This is a genomic window from Treponema primitia, from assembly GCF_046533075.1.
GTDB lineage: Bacteria > Spirochaetota > Spirochaetia > Treponematales > Breznakiellaceae > Termitinema > Termitinema primitia_B.
This window is the reverse complement of the sequence record NZ_JAJQRB010000027.1, coordinates 1-14,534: the sequence shown is the minus strand read 5'-3', so window position 1 is coordinate 14,534 and position 14,534 is coordinate 1. Positions and strand designations below refer to the sequence as shown.

Genomic DNA, 14,534 nt, shown 5'->3' with positions numbered 1-14,534 from the left:
ATGCCATAGCGGACTATACCGAGGCTATCAGGTTAAATCCCAATAATGTGAATGCTTATTTTGGCCGTGGAAACGCGTATACTTGCAAGCAGGACTATGTCTATGCCATATCAGACTATACCGAGGCTATCAGGATCAATCCCAATTATGCAAATACTTATAATAGCCGTGGGAATGCGTATTTCCGCAAGCAGGACTACGACCATGCCATAGCGGACTATACCGAGGCTATCAGAATCGATCCTAATCATGCGGATGCTTATTTTGGCCGTGGGAATGCGTACAAAAAAAACCAGGACTATGACCATGCCATAGCAGACTATACCGAGGCTATCAGGATCAATCCCAATTATGCGCTTGCTTATTATAACCGTGGGGATGCGTATAGCTACAAGCAGGACTATGACCATGCCATAGCGGACTTTAACGAGGCTATCAGACTCGATCCCAATTATGCGGATGCTTATTTTTGCCGTGGAGTTGCGTATTTCCGCAAACAGGACTATGACCATGCCATAGCGGACTATACCGAGGCTATCAGGTTAAATCCCAATGATGCAGATACTTATTTTAATCGAGGCTTTGCATATTATAAACTTATAGATTATGACCATAGCATTACAGACTACACCGAAGCCATCAGGCTAAATCAAAATTTTGCTGCCGCATATATGCAACGTGGATTTTTATATTCCTATAAACGTCATTATGATCAAGCTGTATTTGACTATACTCAAGTTGTCAGAATAAACCCTAATGATGCTCAGGCTTATGTTGACCGTGGCGACGCTTACAAAGCCAGCGGCAACCAATCATTGGCCGCCGCAGATTATGCTATGGCGAAACAACTTTCTTCTTAAAATAATTACTGCTTGGATATATCTTCCCTCCGTTTTTAGGTACAGCCCGGCCAGGGAGCAAAAAACAAGTCTTGGGCTATCCAATTTATATTAATGGAGTTATACGCAAGAATACCCAAAATATATTAAGCATTGACAATAACATTTTAAAGATATAGAGTATTATGGGGGTTTATATATGTTTGAAGTAAATGGCAGTGCTTTGTATCAATTTATGTGTGATAATTGCAGTGAAATATTTACAAACTGGCGGTTTCATTATAATGGTTCAGTGGAAAAGTGGGATGGCTTTATTAGAGCAGCGAAAAGGGCTGGTTGGAAAATTGATGAAAATAATATTGGAACTGCCGGTGTTGTAGACACTACTGATTTTTGTTCTGTCACATGCCAAAATAAATTTTATAGTGAAGAACAAACTGATGATGAATTTGAAATGCCTGAAAACGAAGATGAATAAATATATTAAAAATGATTTTTATTGCACGTATATAAGGGGGGATGTATTGTGGAAATTGTTGCGGTTATCACAGTGGCAGCAGTGGTTTTGTTAGGAAACCAGATATGGAAAATGACACACTATCCTACCGGCAGAAGGTCTTTTAAGGGACTATTAATATTGATAGCTATTGTCATCGTAGGGTTTGCAATGGTGGTTGGCAAATAATTCTAGTTTATTTATTTACGAGAAAGGGGGATAAATTTACATCATGGAAAAATATTTTAATATATTAGAAATTTCACCCACGGCTACTATTATTGAAATAAAACACGCATACAAGAAAAAAATAGAATCTCTACATATCAATAAAAATGATACAGAAGCAGAAACAAAAGAAATTGTTGATGCCTATAATAACATAATGAACCATTACGATGAATACCAGAAAATATTACAGGGGCAGGGAAAAAAAGAGCAGCAAGACAGTGGAAAAAAACAACAAGCAAATATACAGAAAACAATTAATACCGCTGGACAGCAAGTAAAAACAAAGAGCCGTATAGGTAAACAAAAGAAACCTCATATAAAACAAAATCGTAATTCTGGCAATCTCTTAAAACCGAAATTTTTAGAGAAGATATTTTATCATATCAGACAGATTCCGAGTTATATAGAAAGCATACCTATTCTTGGAGGATTGATAAAAATTCTTATAAAAGGAATATTTTTCGTAATAATTACACTTTTGGCGCTCCTCATATTATGGTGTATAATTTGTATAATAATAAAAAATAGTGTTCCTGACGGTGTTAATGCTTTTATACACGGTAAATTTCTTGGTTTTATTATTAATTGGTATGTAAAAAGTTTTGGATATTTAACAAGGGGGGACATGCATGGGGTTCTTATCGGGTTACTGAGAATATTTGCTCCTTTGCCATTATTGGGGGTAATCGTGCTAATGTTGCTTGGGGCAGGAATAGAAGAAGTTGGAGAATTTTCTGATACAAAGGGGAATAAATATACAATAACAAAGAAATAATTTGAAATACAACTTTATATTTAATGGTGGAATGCCAGATTAGACGTGAAGTTTATGTGCGGATGATTCTGAAGCGGTCAAGGCTATAAATTATTTCTTAATAGTATAGACCGTATCATTCCAACCTCCTATAACCTCTTTGTTTTCTATATTAAGGTCTATCATTTCCGCAATACGACTACCCATATCTGTTTGCCCGTTACTATAATTATTTTTTCTTGTTTGTTCAAGTTCTTTTGCTTGAACGTCCTTCGTCAAATTTATTTCGGCATCATGAATACGATTTATTTCATCAACCTGGCTATTATGGTTACTATTCATTTTATTAACTTGAATAATGTGTTCATTATTTAACATTTTAATTTTAGCAACATGATTCTTATTAATAGATTCAATTCTATTTTTACCTGTTGTTTCAATTTTTGATAGCTCATCTTCTAATATGATGACTTTCGGTTTGTACTGTTTTTCCGCAAATGATTGTGCATCTTTAACACCCTTTTCCTTTCCGGATTCATATCCTGCTTGAAGGATAAGAAGAAAAGAAAATATCATTATTATAATACGATTGATTGTCTTAAACTTTATTTTTGAAAAGTTAAATGTTATTAGATATTTAATTATTTGATTGAATCGTTTCAGTGCTGACATAAATTTAATCCCTTAATTTTTTCACAGAATAAACGGGAGCATCCCAATCATTTTTTGTCATATTCTCTCTTGCCTTTGAATCAATATTATTTTGAATACTTGTTCTAATATCAGTCTGCCCTTTAATATAATACGAATCCCTGGTTTTAATTATCTCTTTTTCATGTTCGACAGCTAGTTGGTTCATATCAGTATAATTATTTTTTTGTAAATCATTAATTTTAATAATTTGTTCGGCTTTCAAGGCATTGCGTTCAAGGATTTGCTTTTTCTGTAAAGCGTTAAGTTCCGTTGCTTGTCTGCTTTGTATCAAAGCGATTTCTTTGTCATAGTTTGCAGTATTATCATAGACTTTTTTCTGCAATTCTGCTATTTTTAACATGTAAGCGTTAGTCGCAATTAATTTTTCTGGTTCATAAGTTGCCTTTTTCCCTTTATTAAAACCAATGCAAAATATTACAATACATATAATTAATATCTTCTTTATTCCCATCATGTACCAATTCTTTGCTTTTCATTTATTTTTGTATCGCAGACATACATGATTTTCCCTGTTTCGCAGTCAAGAATTTGTATATTCAAAGTACTTATTGGCGTAATCCGCGATACAACCATGAATTTTGCTCCAAGAATTTTACCGATAGTGGCCATAGTTCTATCATCGACATGGCCTGAATATTGAAATTCTTGTTCACGGAATATTTTTTCAAGGTGTGTTCGTGTAACAACATCATATTTCTGTTCTTTTACAAGCTGTTGTTCGATATACCCTTGAATCCAAAAAGCAATAGTGGTTACATGTTCTTGTTCATCAGAACCTTTTTGGAAACGCTCGTCATCACACCACCAGACGCATACCGGTAAACCTGGTTCCATAGTTTCAAGCATTTCTTCCCACTTTGAATCTATTATTGGTTTTGCCATTTGGTCGGTAATTGTAAAATGCGTAGTAACACAACCATAAAATGCAAGTACCAAAACAAATAATATGAAACCCTTTTTCATCAGCTGCCTCCACAATCTTAATTATCAATTAATTCTATGTAATGCCCAGCAGCCACAAGCCAAGTTATATATTGATACTACATCACATCTTATGGCATCCATTTCATATAATTCAATAGCTTTTATCTTCTGTTTTATCGAAAATCTCATCAGCTGTTTTTAAGACATGATCTTCAAAATCTGCGTAGTTAAAGGTTCTTTCCAAGGACTCTTTTTGCTCACCAAAGCATAAGAAAAGAGGTTTTTTTTCTACAGCACCTTTCTTTATTTCAGTTAATATTTTTTTATTGTTAATATTCCATTTAAAACTATCAGAATACGGGATAAGAGTTACAACATCATTGGTTATGAAGCAATAATCACCTTCATTGTTGGTGTATTTTATTATTGTTATCAAAGATAAGACATAGAGTAATGGATATCGAATAGGATCATAAGTTTCCCTATTCCATTTTACGCCAAACAATTTTATTTCATTCATCGCATTCTCCTTAAATAAAATTACTTTAGTTGGTGTTTCCACCTACACATTGAAAGTGCCGGTTACCAATAATAACAGGATTATTTTACGCATGCAATTTTACCTTTATCGCATGCCTTTTGCGGCTTTTTTACCACCAAAGTTCCCTGAACATCCTTTTTGTCCGGATTTTCCTTTTTGATTATTCAAATATGGAAAACATATATATATTATACCCACAATTTGGAAAATTTTCAAGTCAAATTACCCGTTTTTTAATAATCAGGAGGCAAAATCAGTGCCTGGCACCATAGGCGTTCACTTCGGCCATTCATGCGCCGCTTTCTTCGCAGGAGCCTGTTTTGTCGGCTTTGTGCCCTGCCGTGCCGTATTAGTCCCGTTTGTCAGTCTGTCCGTTAGTGGTGAAAGGGTGAGTAAGCGGGGGGCAATTCGGCGGCTCCCCGGTCATACCTGAGCCGTCCACTTAGGTATTCGGCAAGAGGTTACGCCGGAATTCTCTGCTAAAGATTGGCTTTATTCGGTATGTCCGGCTATGAAGTTCATTCGGTACGGTCAAATTTCCTCCCCGGTCTTATTCACAACAAGGTTTATTTTTAGTCCGCAGTCTAACGCCTCCGCAATCTCCCGCAGTTCCTTTTCAGAAAAATTGTCCCGCTTCATCTTATGGTGTAGATTTGCCGGGGTCTGTCCCAGCCGCCTTGCAAGTTCGGCCTCTGAAATATTACCTTGCTTTACCAGCATAATCCGTATTTTTTCCGTCATTCCCATACTTTTAAAATACCATAGTATGCCCTTACCCGTCAATAAAAAGTAAAAATATTTTATTATTTACTTGACTATGTTTATTAAATAGTATATAATCTTTATTATAACGTATATCAGCAAGGGCATTTTTGCCCTTGCCCCACCTGGCCGTATGGCTGGGCTTAACAACGGCATTTTTATGTTTGCCCTTTCCCTTCGGGGTGTTGTTATGCCTAGCCAAATACCCTGCTATCAGGTTTTAGCGCAGTTTGCTTTTTTTCAGCACAGGCCGGCCCTGGTCTCTACCCGCATTAAAAAGCAAACCGTCCCGGCTCATCTTGTTTTATCCGGCTTGCCCTTTGGTCATGGTCTCAAATGCCGCCGCTTTTTCAGAACAGAAGAAGAAGCGGCCCGCTATGTTTCTTATCTCCATACCATTTACGCAAACCGCACCGTCTCCGCTTCTTTTCTTTCACATGGTCAACTTTCTTTGTTTTAGGTACTTTTCCCCCGGCCCTGGCTGTCGGGGGTTATTTCGTTTTTGGAGTTTTCAGAATGAACAGCACAGATCAAAAGCGGTATTATTCGCCGCAGTTTTCCGGCCTTGCTGCCGTGTCGGTCCGCCGCCTTGCATGGGCTATGGGTAAGCCCATGCCCGTTGCCGTGGATCTCATGGTCAGGCTCTTGCCCTCCATAGTGGACCCCTCAAAAGTCTGCCTGTCCTGCCGGGACAATACCAAATGTCAGGGCTGCACCTTCCACAGTGCCATCACCCCGGAAGAAAAAGCCGCACTATTGGCGGCCTTATAGCTCAAACCATCCCCCGCTTGAGCGGGGGTACTTCATAAAAGGAGCAGTCAAAATGGACTACTTTGAAAAATGCCAATCCGTAGAGGAAGCAAAAAAACGCTACCGGGAATTATTAAAACAGTACCACCCGGATCACGCAGGGGAAGAAGGCGAGGCCGCCACCGTAGAAATAATAAACCAGTTTAATAGTTTCCTAAACGGTTTTATGTCCCATTCCTTCAATTCCTATTATGCAGACAAGGAATGGAAACCCGCCGCCGATGCGGTTACACCCTTTCAGGAAATCTTACAGAAAATAATAGACCTTGATTGCGAAATCGAAATCATAGGCTACTGGATTTACTGCTTTAACTCAAAAGAAATCAGGGAGCAACTAAAGGTCCTGGGCTTCTGGTATTCCGGCAACCGTAAGGCATGGATTTATTCAGGCCGCCCCAAGCGCAATATTTCCAGCCATGAAACCCTTGACGAAATCAGGGCTAAAAAGGGCAGTCAGAAAGTAAGCCGGGAAAAAGAGGAAAAGGACAAAGAGAAACAAGCCTATAAATTGGCCATGTAAGCAAACAGCCCCCGCTTATGCGGGGGATATTATATCATTGAAGGAATTGATCATGTTACTACCAGTTTTCAGCGGGTTGAAATACAGTTATTCTTACGAACCGGAAACAGGACATTATTTGCTTTATGATAACAACTACAAATTCTATGCTTATTTACAGGGGGATGATGACGCCACGCCGCTGAATAGCGGCGCTTAAATCCATTCCTATCGTCAAACGGCCCGAAGGGACGTATGCCCGGATATTCAGAAAGGAGATTGAACATTTAGACAGTCTCCCGGAACCGGAATACAAAACAGGGTTACTTACAGAAAACGCTATCAGTATTTATTTATGAGCAGAAAAAAAGTGCCGCCCTTACGGACGGCTTTCCTTCGATTTACTCTTTTGTTTTTAAGATGACCATATTCCCCGATGGTCTTGTAACCAAGAACCCATCCCGCTTGCGGAACCGCAGGAACAATTCCCCGTATTCCATGCTTTCGGTAGTCCCGTCAAATTTCTTGATCTCGATCCCCTTCCGGTTCCCGTGTTGAATTCTTTTAGGGTTCATAAAGATCGCAAAAGGGGTATCATTTTCAACCGCCCCGATCTGCGGCATGATGGAAACCTCATGATACGGATACAGATCGAGCTTGCCCGGCATAGCTTCCGTAGGATGCCGCCAGATCGGGCGCCCGTCAGCGTCCTCAATGTTGGCAATGTGGTTTAATACCGTTTCATGCAGGAACCACGCACAATCCTTGCGCTCCTCCGCAGGAACCCGGTACACAGCGTCCCGGAAGTCCTTCCACGTCAGGCCGTTTATATCCGCCCCGGCAATTTCAACTTCCTCCGCCCCATCCACCGCCATAGCCCCGGTAAAGGGATCATCATCGGCAAGCAAACATTGACGGTCGAACTCCTGTCCGTAGACCTCCGTAAATTCGTCTATGAACATTGCGCCAAGGTCGATAAAAACATCCTCCTCAAATTCATCATACCAGGGGATATACCCGGCAAGGGTGTACGCCTTGAGTTCCACCCGTTGCGCCCCCTGGGGTTTACTCCCGGTAATCTGTTGACCATAGGCAGTGAGCCAATGCAACTGCACCCCGCCCCGGTCCCTCGTAGGCAGGAAGATAGAAGGCCCCATCATCGGACGATGACGAACCAGAGGCATCATTACCGATTTTTTGGCGGCATCCTGCATGATTTCCGTTTCGTAAATCGGATTGATGAGGTATTGATCATTGGTAGAGAGGTTCCCCATCGGCGAGCCGAGGGCTGCCTTCTCATTGACGTTCCAGCCCTTTTCCCCCCAGGACACATCACGGGGATTAGTCCAGTTATCCGCTTTCAGGTTCGGCGTAAAGGACAGTTCCGCCAAGGCCCCATGATTCCCCGTCCACGCCGCCGCCAACGCCTTACCAAGGCGGTATTGTAATTCCTTCCGGGTCAATTCACGGGGATTCGCCGCCCGTCCCTTCAGTTCATCCCGCAGACTCTTGACCGTGGCTTTCAAGGCTTCCATTTCCGATGATTCCTGCACCGTGATAGTCTCCATAGTTTTGACTATCCCCTCAAGGATCATTTCCTTTTCCTTGAAGTAAGCCGTTGCGGTTTCCGTATTGGTAAACCCCGTCAACTCGATTTTCTTCATAGCGGTTAATGCCTTTTTAACCGCTTCCAATTCTTCATTGCCCATAGTTTTACTCCTTATGGTTTTGAATGATGTTTCCCCAAAAGTCAGGGAAACTGGTTTCCTGTTTCTTTTCCGTCATTCCCTTTGCCAACGCTAAGGGCTCTGCCAGAGCCCAAGGATTAGCCGGAACATTGCACACACTAAATTCAAGAAGCTCCTGTTTCCTGAATATAAGCGCAGTACCGTCCTTACTGTCCTCTTTTGAGGGCAGTTCAATTTCCAGAACCCGGAACCCCACCGACCCGGCCCGGATCACGCCGTTCTTAACCCGCTCCCCGATGGACCACCCAAAGGGATCATAGTCCTTGCCATTAAAGACAATGGAACCATGCAAACCCTTTTCATCGGCGAACACCCCGTCAGCCTTCCCGATAGCCGGAATATTAAAACAATGTGCCCACTGGATAACCGGGTTTTGCATGAACTGTCTATAGTCCCACCCTGCAGGGTCTATCCGCTCATCATAACGGTCAAGGTCAAAGGTAGAGAAAGTCCAAGCAATAGCATTACTATTTTCCCCGTCCTGCACGGAAGCCGCAGTTGCTACCGCAAACGGAACCGAGCAGATACATTCCAGCCCCGCAAGCTCCGTAACTCCTCCCTCCCCATTCCTCATTCCCGCTTCACCCCGCAGGAAATCCAGCAGCCCCGCCCGGTTCTGCACCTGAAATTCCCCGCTCTTATTCCTCAGAATCACCATAGACCCCCTTTGTCATAAGTTCCCCGCCTTCTCCGAAGGCGGCCTTCAAAATTTCTTCCGAGCCTATAAGGCCCATATACAACGCAAACAGTAAAAGCTGGACCGAATTCTTTATCCCGCACTTCTTGTAAATACGGCTCTTGTAATTCTTCACCGTTTCATAGGTCAAATGTAAAAGCCCGCTAATCTCCTCAGCCGATTTTCCACGGCTCATTAAACAAATCAATTCCCGGTCCTGCATGGTCAATTCCTGCTGTTTAAGCTCACCCAGACGGTAATCCGCAAAATGGCAGGAAGCCCCGGTTTCTTCCACCTCATTAGGAAAGTAATCCTTCCCCTCAAGCAGTTTCCGGTATCCTTTCAAACAGGATTCAAGACCATCCCGGTAATTCAAATATCCCGCCGCCCCCAGATTGTAAAAACGCTCCACTTCCTCACTTACCACCTTTTCAAAACTAAAGATTGCAAAGCGCACCTTTTTATTCTTCCCCTTCAAAACCGCCATCATATAAGGCGTGGCAATATCTACAAAATTCGATTCAAGAAACACCAGCCGGGCTTGATACCGTTTAATCTTTTCTTTCAAGTCCTCCAAATCAGAAGCAAGCACTATCGGTTCCATACGGGTAAGCTGTTCAACATTTTTGCGTACATATTCTGCAAACGGCACCGAAGTGCTCGCCACAATAATATTATTCGCCATGTCCTTCCCCGGACGTATCACCGGACTGCACGTTTACCGGAACAAGATTCTTGGGCCGGTACCATTTATCTCCCCAGGGCTTTGTCTCCTTTCCACGCTCTTTCAGAACATCGTTAATCGTCTTTAATCCGGCGTTAATCTCCGCAATATCCCGGTTACTTTGAGCGTCCTCGCTCTCCTGCAATTCCGGTATATCGCCCAGATTGAATTTCCCGGTCTCCCGTAATCCAAAGCGGATAAAAAATTGAGTCTCCAGAATGTTTTCAAATTGCCGCAGGGTAGGGATAAGCGTATATTGCCAGAAGGCGCTATGCTGTTCCGCCGTATCCTTCCCGGAAAGATTGCTTGATTTATCGTTTATATTGGCAACCCGTGGAGGGATGCCGTACTTTGCTAAAATAGTGTAGAGGTTCCAGCGTTTAAGCTCAAATAACTTGACCACTTCCGGGGTAAAGGATAGGGGTTCAAAACTGGTCCCCTTGCCGAGTACCGCTATTTTCCGGTTTGCCTTTACCGCCCCGTACTTGCTTTCCCAGCGCCGCTCTAAAGCGTCCGCTTCCTCCGGCCTTATAGTCTGGTCAGTTTTCAGTATCCCCATTGGGATAGCGTTATTTTTTAGTAATTGGCTGTTTGCTTTATTTGCATAATAATCCTGTTCCAGTTCCAGGGCTAACGCCGCAAGCGGATTAACCCCCCGTATCGGATTCCAGGGGTTCCAGTCCCGGAACTGGATCAATTCATCGGTCAGAATAGGTATCAGATCGGTATCAGTCTGATAAAACCACCGCTTCTTTAGTTGGTTAAATGGATCATGTACGCCCCCCGCCGTAACACTTTCATGCCGTACCCGTCTCGGATCAAGAATGTAAATTTCATGCGGTAACCCGCCATCGTAATCCGGCCCAAACCACCAGAACGCTTCACCTTCCAGATACCACCAAGCCGCCGTTTCCTTCCAAAGGTCATAACCGGACATCAGGCGGTTCGGCCTTCGGAACAATTCAAAGAGCGGCCCGCTTGTTACATCATTACCCCCCCGGATCAAACCAAATTCCGCACGGGCAATATTGCGGATCAAAATACCCACCGCAATGTTTACCCAGGCTGAATATAAGTATGCACCACTTTCAGACAAAATTGGTAAATTATTTTGAAATTCGTCATCCATCGGATAATCCGGCCTGTCTGCTTTCGTTTGCAATTTTAAGGTTTTTATTCCATTGATAAGCGGGGTAAATAGTTTCATTGCGCTATTACCCCCTGTTGCACATCGGAGAACACCGCATACCGCAGAGCGTCTAAGTAGTGGTCATTGACCTTGATTATTTCCCCCGCCTCATCCCGGCAGTAATCCCATACCTCCGAAAGGACACCAGTACAGCCATCGGCGACAAAAAATTGTCCCCGTTCTATCTTCGCATTGATAAAATCGATCCCGCTTTCAACGCTATTATTTGCCTTAACGCCCCCGGTAATTTCCTGTATCCGCTCCCCGCCAGCCGGATCGCAATACACCGGAAAACCAAGGCATTCATGCCCACCGTCAAGCCCCAGATCAAACCAATGCCGGGCGGCCAATTCCTCATTAAATGATTTAGTGGTCATGTTGAAAGCACCATAGTCGGCAATCACATAAACAACCTCATGCACCCAGCCTATTTTTACATTCGTGATATTCAGGCCGAAATCCTGTCCGGCGCAAATCCGGTCATAGTCCTTGGGCATATCCGCCGCTTTCAAAATCATGGATTCATCGAACAGTTCGTAGACAACCCCTTCCGCCTTAACCCAGGAGCCATCCCGGAACCGCGCCTTCTGTTTTTCCGGCATGGCCCCCAGCACATCGGAAATATAGTCCTCCGGCAAATGCTCCGCATTATCAGCCGGGTTAAGTATCATCGAGGCGTACAGTTCCGGCTTTACCAGCGGTTCCCCGTTTAGAAACTGCTGCTTGCGAATGAAAATCCTAAACGCCCAATGTAAAGGGCTGCCCGGATTGCAGTCGTACAGAAACAAATTCCGGCACCCCGGCACCCGCATAGCCAGCCGAGAATACGCAGTCGTTACCGAAATATAACTAAGCTGCGAAATCTCGTTAAAATAGATCGTGTTGTACTCATGCCCTAAAATCTTGTCAGCCTGTTCCCGATCCCCCAGCCCGCCAATCCAAATCTCACTGCCGTTGAAAAGGGTAATCATGCTTTCATGGGCTAAGTAGTTATAGCGGTTAGTCCCAACGGTATTGGTAAGGGCCGGTAAAAGCGTTTCCCGCAGTACGGAACTCCGGGCATCCTTGGCCCGGTAACGGCAAATCAAATGCCGGGAACCCGCAAAGCGGATCGCCCGGTAGATGATCACCATCACCAGCACCGTAGTCTTGCCTGACCGGGAACCGCCAAACAACAAGATATGTTTTGCGCCGCCCTTCACCAGCTTTAACGCCTGCCGTTGTACCGTAGTGGGCTTAAACACCGTCATAGTCAAAGCCCCTCAAAATCCGGCAGGAACGTAATCTGCCCGTTCTTATCGACCTGTCCCTCCGGCTTATCCTTGCCGGAAGTTAAACCCGCCGCTTCCCGCTCCGCCCGTATCGCCGTAGAAACCCACTCCGTTACCGCCCCCTGTCCCAACTCCGAGGGGTCCATAAGGTCAAGTTTCTTTTCAACCACCCGCAGCATTTTTCCCGTAATGGCCCGGTGAACCTTCCCCTGTTCTTCAATGGTTTTCCGCAGCTCCGCCTGTTTCAGTTTGTCCACATAACCGTCATAGTCCGCCGCCCGTTCCCGCCACCGGAACGCCGCCGCCCAGCCCCGCCAAACCCGGTATTTCTTGCCCCGCTTTTTTTCATCCCCCTCCGCTACCTCAACCGCCTTGCGGATATTCCGCTCCGGCCCAAAATCCCGGAAAGTGCAGAACGCCGCAAACGCCCCCGCACTTTCCCCGGCCAGCCGTTCCCAGCTTTCAAAAGGCATAGCCGTTGCCAAGGCATCTTGATGCCAGACTTCCTCGATGACCTTATTTATGTCCGTCATCACCCGCCCCCATATCCGCTTCCGGCCCGGTAAACAGTTCCGGGGTTTTTTCGGCCCCCTGCCCGGACGGGGAACCCGCAGAATTGCCGCCTTTCAAAGACCCGTTAATCCACGCCGCAATCTCCGAAGGCCGGAACCGCAAGCCGCCCCCCACCTTGATATAGGGGATCGTGTCCTTCAACACAAACTTGCGGATCGTGCAAACCTTGAATTGGGTAATCCGGGCCACGTCCTGAATCGTCATCAAGTCCTCGATGACGATTATCTTTTCCGCCCAAACTGTTTTTGTTGTTTCCATGTCCCTACTTTCGCGCGGAATTAAGAAACTGGATATTTCACAAAGGTAATATTTTGACGACTTTTTAACGCCAAGGCAAAAAAAAGGCCGCCCCCGGTTTCCCAAGGACGGCTCACAGTTCTTTTTTATAAATCCTAGACGGCGCTATTCTCCGTTACATCACGCTCCCGTCTTTTCCCGTTTACCACATCCGCAATAATCGAGAAGTCCACCCGTTCAAGCCAAGCCATAGGATCGCCCGTTTCAGACGAAGGCACCACCACATTAAGCATCTGGATATTTACCGCCCCGCCAGATAACGGAATTGGACCCGGTATCTGCGCCTGGACAGGAACCTCCGGTTTCTGGTCTATCATCTTTTCCTGCAACGCCTTCACATCCGTAAACTTCGACCCGTCAAAATGGGTATACCGCTCTTTCATTCCCTTCGTTACATGGCCCGTCAACGCCATCACCTTATCATCGGTGATATTCTCCATCAGGAGGAAGGTGTTAAAGAAATGCCGCCAGCCGTGCATATGAAGCCCCCGCTTTCTCTGCACCTCCCGGTCAATCCCAATCTTACCCAGCGCCTTGTGGTATTCAATAGTTACCGAGGCACGGGATACGGGTTGCGGGGCATTAGGCTCTAAAACGAAAATAAATTCATCCCCGTTTTTTGCGATAAGCTCCCGCAAATCATCTTCAACACCTTTCGGAATGGGAATATACCGGGGCTTTTTCGTCTTAACATTCCGGTAGCCCAGACTGTCAAACTGTTTCCGAACATAGATATACCCGTTATATACATACTTGGCTTTCAGCCCCAGCAGTTCCCCCAACCGCATACCCGTACAAGCCGCCAGCTTGTTAAGGACATAGTACAGTTTCTTGCTCCAAACCGTTTCCCAGTTTTCAGGAAACAGCCGCTTTACTTCTTCCGGGGAGAGGATACACATTGTTTCTTGATTTTCGCCATCCTCATCATCATCCTCTTTTTTGTCTGCGCCGAGCTTTTGCACCACATCAAAAGGGTTGATAGGAATTAGCCGTAATTTCCTATGGGCATAGGTCAGCATGGTCCTGAAAATGTTGTAGGCATTATTGGCAGATGATTTTTTTAAGCCCTTGTCCAGCAGGGAAAGGAGCCAGTTATCGATCATGGTATCGGTAATCAGATCAATGCGGCTCTTTTCAAAGTACGGCAAAATATACCGTTTCAGGGTATAGGATGCAGTATCAAGATACCGTTGCGTAAGCGCATTCCGGGCGTTTCGGCTCTTGGTATAACGGCAAGTCTCAAAGTCCCACCATCCCTCTGAAAACCCCCCAAAGGTCGGCGCCGGGTCTTTTTCCGGCAGTAACTTTCCCGCCTTCAAAAGCTGGTTGCAAAACTCCCTTGCCGCCGTTTTAGTCGTTTTCCCCGTGGAATGACCGCACAGCCGTTTCCCCGCCTCGTCATACACCTGATAATAAAAGACCACCCCCGCTGGTGTCTTCCGCTGGTACAGTGAATAAGATTCCCTTACTCGCATGGTTAAACCCC

Annotated in this window: 21 protein-coding genes; 8 read left to right on the top strand and 13 right to left on the bottom strand. The window is 44.6% G+C overall.

Going from position 1 to position 14,534, the window contains the following annotated elements:
• The 4 genes from LQZ19_RS05495 to LQZ19_RS05480 all read left to right on the top strand — a co-directional run.
• On the top strand, positions 1-860 hold an 860-nt coding region (locus LQZ19_RS05495; RefSeq protein ID WP_411046656.1), incomplete at its 5' end, for a tetratricopeptide repeat protein.
• Between the two features lie 178 nt (positions 861-1,038).
• A complete protein-coding gene (locus LQZ19_RS05490) occupies positions 1,039-1,317 on the top strand; it encodes a hypothetical protein (RefSeq protein WP_411046655.1) in 279 nt (92 codons plus the stop codon).
• 48 nt (positions 1,318-1,365) lie between these two features.
• Positions 1,366-1,524, top strand: coding sequence for a hypothetical protein (locus LQZ19_RS05485; protein ID WP_157784280.1), 159 nt, complete (start codon positions 1,366-1,368; stop codon positions 1,522-1,524).
• A 43-nt stretch (positions 1,525-1,567) separates the two neighbouring features.
• Positions 1,568-2,341 (top strand): J domain-containing protein, encoded by a 774-nt coding sequence (locus LQZ19_RS05480; protein WP_411046654.1) that lies wholly within the window; start codon positions 1,568-1,570, stop codon positions 2,339-2,341.
• Positions 2,342-2,431: 90 nt separating this feature from the next.
• On the opposite strand, the gene LQZ19_RS05475 is transcribed toward LQZ19_RS05480, so the two are convergent.
• The 5 genes from LQZ19_RS05475 to LQZ19_RS05455 form a co-directional block, all read right to left on the bottom strand.
• Positions 2,432-2,992 (bottom strand): hypothetical protein, encoded by a 561-nt coding sequence (locus LQZ19_RS05475; RefSeq protein ID WP_411046653.1) that lies wholly within the window; start codon positions 2,990-2,992, stop codon positions 2,432-2,434.
• 4 nt (positions 2,993-2,996) lie between these two features.
• Positions 2,997-3,488, bottom strand: coding sequence for a hypothetical protein (locus LQZ19_RS05470; RefSeq protein ID WP_411046652.1), 492 nt, complete (start codon positions 3,486-3,488; stop codon positions 2,997-2,999).
• A complete protein-coding gene (locus LQZ19_RS05465) occupies positions 3,485-3,997 on the bottom strand; it encodes a CsgG/HfaB family protein (protein WP_411046651.1) in 513 nt (170 codons plus the stop codon). Before LQZ19_RS05465 ends, LQZ19_RS05470 begins: the two co-directional genes overlap by 4 nt.
• Positions 3,998-4,109: 112 nt before the next feature.
• Positions 4,110-4,478: a hypothetical protein gene (locus LQZ19_RS05460; protein ID WP_411046650.1), complete on the bottom strand. Its 369-nt coding sequence runs from the start codon at positions 4,476-4,478 to the stop codon at positions 4,110-4,112.
• A 552-nt stretch (positions 4,479-5,030) separates the two neighbouring features.
• A complete protein-coding gene (locus LQZ19_RS05455; RefSeq protein WP_411046649.1) occupies positions 5,031-5,246 on the bottom strand; it encodes a helix-turn-helix domain-containing protein in 216 nt (71 codons plus the stop codon).
• 205 nt (positions 5,247-5,451) lie between these two features.
• Here LQZ19_RS05455 and LQZ19_RS05450 point away from each other — a divergent pair, with 205 nt between their 5' ends.
• From LQZ19_RS05450 to LQZ19_RS05435, 4 genes are read left to right on the top strand one after another with little or no spacing between them, the layout of a single operon-like run.
• Complete coding sequence (locus LQZ19_RS05450) at positions 5,452-5,721, top strand: hypothetical protein (protein WP_411046648.1); 270 nt, start codon at positions 5,452-5,454, stop codon at positions 5,719-5,721.
• 56 nt (positions 5,722-5,777) lie between these two features.
• On the top strand, positions 5,778-6,032 hold the full coding sequence (locus LQZ19_RS05445) for a hypothetical protein (RefSeq protein WP_411046647.1): 255 nt from the start codon (positions 5,778-5,780) through the stop codon (positions 6,030-6,032).
• A 52-nt stretch (positions 6,033-6,084) separates the two neighbouring features.
• Entirely contained in the window at positions 6,085-6,591 is a 507-nt protein-coding gene (locus LQZ19_RS05440) for a hypothetical protein (RefSeq protein ID WP_411046646.1), read from the top strand.
• Positions 6,592-6,643: 52 nt separating this feature from the next.
• Positions 6,644-6,790, top strand: coding sequence for a hypothetical protein (locus LQZ19_RS05435; RefSeq protein ID WP_411046645.1), 147 nt, complete (start codon positions 6,644-6,646; stop codon positions 6,788-6,790).
• 181 nt (positions 6,791-6,971) lie between these two features.
• Here LQZ19_RS05435 and LQZ19_RS05430 read toward each other — a convergent pair whose 3' ends face one another.
• The 8 genes from LQZ19_RS05430 to LQZ19_RS05395 form a co-directional block, all read right to left on the bottom strand.
• Positions 6,972-8,279 (bottom strand): phage major capsid protein, encoded by a 1,308-nt coding sequence (locus tag LQZ19_RS05430; RefSeq protein ID WP_411046644.1) that lies wholly within the window; start codon positions 8,277-8,279, stop codon positions 6,972-6,974.
• A 4-nt stretch (positions 8,280-8,283) separates the two neighbouring features.
• Positions 8,284-8,976 carry an HK97 family phage prohead protease gene (locus LQZ19_RS05425; RefSeq protein WP_411046643.1) on the bottom strand — a complete coding sequence of 231 codons (693 nt, stop codon included), beginning with the start codon at positions 8,974-8,976 and terminating at the stop codon, positions 8,284-8,286.
• The gene (locus LQZ19_RS05420; protein WP_411046642.1) at positions 8,957-9,679 is read right to left on the bottom strand and encodes a response regulator transcription factor; all 723 of its coding nucleotides are present in this window, start codon (positions 9,677-9,679) and stop codon (positions 8,957-8,959) included. The genes LQZ19_RS05425 and LQZ19_RS05420 overlap by 20 nt, the downstream gene beginning before the upstream one ends.
• Entirely contained in the window at positions 9,669-10,925 is a 1,257-nt protein-coding gene (locus LQZ19_RS05415; protein ID WP_411046641.1) for a phage portal protein, read from the bottom strand. The genes LQZ19_RS05420 and LQZ19_RS05415 overlap by 11 nt, the downstream gene beginning before the upstream one ends.
• Positions 10,922-12,157 carry a phage terminase large subunit gene (locus LQZ19_RS05410; RefSeq protein ID WP_411046640.1) on the bottom strand — a complete coding sequence of 412 codons (1,236 nt, stop codon included), beginning with the start codon at positions 12,155-12,157 and terminating at the stop codon, positions 10,922-10,924. The genes LQZ19_RS05415 and LQZ19_RS05410 overlap by 4 nt, the downstream gene beginning before the upstream one ends.
• Before the next feature lie 2 nt (positions 12,158-12,159).
• Entirely contained in the window at positions 12,160-12,711 is a 552-nt protein-coding gene (locus tag LQZ19_RS05405) for a hypothetical protein (protein ID WP_411046639.1), read from the bottom strand.
• Positions 12,695-13,009: a helix-turn-helix domain-containing protein gene (locus LQZ19_RS05400; RefSeq protein WP_411046638.1), complete on the bottom strand. Its 315-nt coding sequence runs from the start codon at positions 13,007-13,009 to the stop codon at positions 12,695-12,697. The genes LQZ19_RS05405 and LQZ19_RS05400 overlap by 17 nt, the downstream gene beginning before the upstream one ends.
• Positions 13,010-13,143: 134 nt before the next feature.
• The coding region (locus tag LQZ19_RS05395; RefSeq protein WP_411046637.1) for a tyrosine-type recombinase/integrase at positions 13,144-14,534 on the bottom strand (1,391 nt) is incomplete at its 5' end.